The 3,728-nt window shown below is 58.7% G+C and carries 3 protein-coding genes and 1 pseudogene; 1 reads left to right on the top strand and 3 read right to left on the bottom strand.

Features of this window, described 5'->3' with window-relative positions:
- Positions 1-380: pseudogene (locus WD006_RS29210) on the top strand (site-specific integrase); the annotation flags it as partial.
- 225 nt (positions 381-605) lie between these two features.
- On the opposite strand, the gene WD006_RS29205 reads toward WD006_RS29210, so the two are convergent.
- The 3 genes from WD006_RS29205 to WD006_RS29195 form a co-directional block, all read right to left on the bottom strand.
- Positions 606-902, bottom strand: coding sequence for a hypothetical protein (locus WD006_RS29205; RefSeq protein WP_008642731.1), 297 nt, complete (start codon positions 900-902; stop codon positions 606-608).
- Between the two features lie 533 nt (positions 903-1,435).
- Positions 1,436-2,503, bottom strand: a complete 1,068-nt coding sequence (locus WD006_RS29200) for a porin (protein ID WP_008642729.1) — start codon at positions 2,501-2,503, stop codon at positions 1,436-1,438.
- A gap of 204 nt (positions 2,504-2,707) precedes the next feature.
- The coding region (locus WD006_RS29195; RefSeq protein ID WP_425648363.1) for a glycosyltransferase family 2 protein at positions 2,708-3,728 on the bottom strand (1,021 nt) is incomplete at its 5' end.

The raw sequence follows: 3,728 nt of genomic DNA, 5'->3' as shown, positions 1-3,728 counted from the left end.
TCCCCGACGCGGCGCCCCTCTATTTGCATGTGCCGGCGAAATCCCAGAAATTGCCTCGCACCATCGACCTTGAGTCCTTTTCCGTCGCGCCGTTGTCAGCATGGCTGGCCATCCGCCGCAAGGCACCCGTCTATGGCGACCTGCTGTTCACCCTAAAGCGCACCGGCACCCCCATCACGTACATGAGTCTTGGGAAGATCGTACGCGAGGCCTTCGATGCCATCGGCTTCGACGTGGTGGATATGAGCCCGCGGATTCTACGCAACACGTACTGCCGACGCGCCCTCCTCCAGGGGCTGCGGCGTGACGAAATCACGCGACGCCTCGGACTATCGAGCAATCGGACAGCGGACCGCCTCGCCCAGACCATCCGCCGATAGCATGCTGAGCTTGCGCTTTTCGCGGATGGCGTGATCTTCCTGAATTGAGCGCGCCTGCACCGCGAAGCAACGTCAAAGGAAATCCGCGATTGGCCGCATCCTAGCGCTCGCCACCAAGCCGCTACCGGCATCGAGCTGCAAGCCGATAGGCCCAGGGGCACATTGCCGCGCCTGAGCTTAACAGGATCGTAACGCGCGCATCATGCTTGCGTGAGGCACGGGAAACTACAGTGTTCGCAGGCTGGAGAAGCCGTGCATAAGCGCGGCAAAGAAAACCATGATGATCCGACGATGCATACTAATGGCCGCTGCCGGGGCCTTGTTGGCCTCGCATGCCATGGCGCAGGCCGCCCCGGCCTCACCATACAGCTTGAGCGTGGCTGTGCTGCCGAGCAGATCCGAGGCGTGCAGCCACGTGGCGCCCCACACGGTGAAGACGTGCAGCGATGGCGCGAACGCGGGAAGATACCTGTCGTCTTCTGATGGCGCCCCGCTGTAGCCGCGCCGTGGTAACCGAATCACCGGGGCTGTGCTTCGTTATGTCATCTCTAGCTGAGATGGCAAGAGGTGACCGGCCAAGCCTGACATCCGGGCTGTCTGTCATTGAGATGCTTCGCGACTCCAGCCACACTGCCTCGTGCTCCTGCGGCGCTACGGACACATCAGCGACCAGCCGCCTCACCGCGGCATCCCGGCTATCCGGCCCGCAATAGTGGATCCGACGGATGACAAGGCAAGGAGACCTTGCCGCGCATTCACAAGCGGTGCTGATACATCGCCTTCAGCGTGATGCCCGCCGCAGGAAGGTAACTCGTGTTGTTGCCGTTACCAGCAGTTGGCTGTAGAGCGGATAGTAGTAGCAGTTCAGAAGGTTATGAATCCCGACCGCCACGATGGCATGACATATTCGTCAAGACGTTTTTAAATTCTATACCGTCAATAATTTCCGGAATACGGCAATGTCTCTATGAATGTGTACAAAAAAAGGACCACCGATATGGTGGCCTCAAGCTCTCTTGTTGTTAGCAAGGGAGTGTCGATCTTGAAGAATTCGATTAGAACTTGTGACGTACGCCGATGACCGCGCCAACCTGGTTCTTGCCCGGCGCGACACTGGTAGGTGCACCCGAAAGCGAGTTGTAGCCGTTCAGGCCGAGCTGCGAGCCATTCTTGTTCCTCGCATAGGCCACGTTCATATAGACGTCCGTGCGCTTCGAGAAGGCATAGTCGGCCGACGCCACGAACATGAGCGGATCGGCACTGGAGTTGCGCGTATCCGTGTAGTAGGCAGCGCCCGTCAGGCTCAGCGCCGGCGTCATGCTGTAGCGCAGACCGGCCCAGTACAGGTTAGCCCCGCTGGCAGCCAGCGTGCCGGCGTTACCATTGAACCAGCGATACCCCAGGAAGGCCTTCGCGGGACCGAATGCATAACTCGCACCCACCAACGCGCGACGGTCCTTTCGTTCGTCCGTTGCCACAGTCGAGCCGCGGAACTCGTCATAGACCGCGCCAACGGCGAGACCGCCGGTCTCGTACATCAGCGAGATGCCGATGTTACGATCGACTTTGAAATTTCCGGGGATCTCGCCCCCACCTGTGCGGCTGAAGCTGTACAAGGCGGTGGCGGTCAGGCCACCGAACGTTCCACGATACTTGACCGCATTGTCGGCGCGACCGGCAATAATGTCATCGCTGCGATACAGCGAATAGCGCGGTGCGAAGCCCATGGGGTCGAGTTGCAGGCCCACGTCGTAGATCGGCGTGGTTTGGCGACCCAGGGTCACCAGACCATACTTGCTGCCCAGGCCAACCAGGGCGGCCCGGTCAAACAGTCGAGGGCTGCTGCTCAGCACAGCCGTATCCAGCGAGAAGCCGCTTTCGAGTTCGAACACAGCCTTGAGACCGCCGCCGAGATCCTCGCTACCGCGTAGACCCCAGCGCGACGTCGACATATTGCCGGAACTCATGCGGACCAAGTTCGATCCATTGCTAGCAGAAGGCGCGTTGCTGAGGTACTCAATACCCGCATCCGCGACACCGTAAAGCGTCACGTTGGACTGCGCGAACGCCGTGCCCGCAATCAAACTGGCTGTCGCAGCCACGACTCCACATCGAATCTTCATTTCACATTTCTCCTTCAAAGGTAGGCCCTGCAGTGATCGGGAGAATATTAGATTGAATATTACGCATACCTTGCAGGGCGATTACTTGAACATTTTTGGTTGTTAAATGACAACGACCATCTATAAATTTATCGTTTACCACTATGCCTTGATCTCAGTATTTTTTGAATTCCTATACCGATGCGTACCTATATCATCTCCGCATCACGTCCAATTCTTTCTTACTTCCGACGATGCAATGTCAAGGGGCGCGGGAGAATGTTCCACCGAATCCGCACGCCGCACAGCCCTGACGACAACATCCATAGACCTCGTTGCATCCGAGACCCTTCGGAATGGGATACCCTCCTCATCCATCTCTCTAGCGGGGGTATAGCCCGCAACGAGATAGAGCGGCCGGCGCTTGGCTTCGTTGAACAGACGGCCCACATATTCGCCAAGGATGCCCAGGAAGAAGAGTTGCAGTCCGCCAAGCATCAACACGACGGTCATCAGGGACGGATAGCCTCGCACCGGATCGCCGAATAGCAGCGTTTTGCCAACGGTATAGAGCGCCATCCAAAACGCCGGGACAGCGACGATCAAGCCGACCGACGTGGCGATCCGCAGAGGAATTGTCGAGAATCCCGTGACGCCATCGATCGCGAGCTTCAACAAGCGGCGGTAGTTGAACTTCGTTTTTCCCGAAGCGCGCGCATCCCGGTCGTAGAGGATAGAGGTCTGTCGGTACCCAATCCACGCGTACAGACCTTTCATGAAACGGTTCTGTTCGCGGAGCTGGCCGATGGCCGCGACCGCGCGCTGGCTCATCAGACGAAAATCGCCGGTGTCGGCGGGGATGTCGATGTCACTCACCTTCCCCATCAGGCGATAGAAGCAGTGGGCCGTGGCTTTCTTCAGGAAGGATTCGCCCTCCCGGGTCCGCCGGGTCGCGTAGACGACATCGAAACCTTGCTCCCACTTGTTAATCAGGGTGGGGATCAGTTCCGGCGGATCCTGCAGATCGGCGTCGATGACGACGACGGCGTCGCCGCACGCGACATCCAATCCCGCGGTCAATGCGGCTTCCTTGCCGAAATTCCGGCTCAATTCGATGATGCCGACTTTCTCATCGGCGCCCCGTATTGTCCTGAGCACATCGAGGGTCCGATCCCGGCTTCCATCGTCCACGTAGATAACTTCCGACGTATAGGGAAGGGTTCCCAGGACGGCGCCGAGACGCGCA

This window comes from Cupriavidus sp. Met-2 (genome assembly GCF_049843575.1).
Lineage (GTDB): Bacteria > Pseudomonadota > Gammaproteobacteria > Burkholderiales > Burkholderiaceae > Cupriavidus > Cupriavidus metallidurans.
Note: the sequence above shows the minus strand (reverse complement) of the source record. Positions and strands in the feature narration are given on the sequence as shown.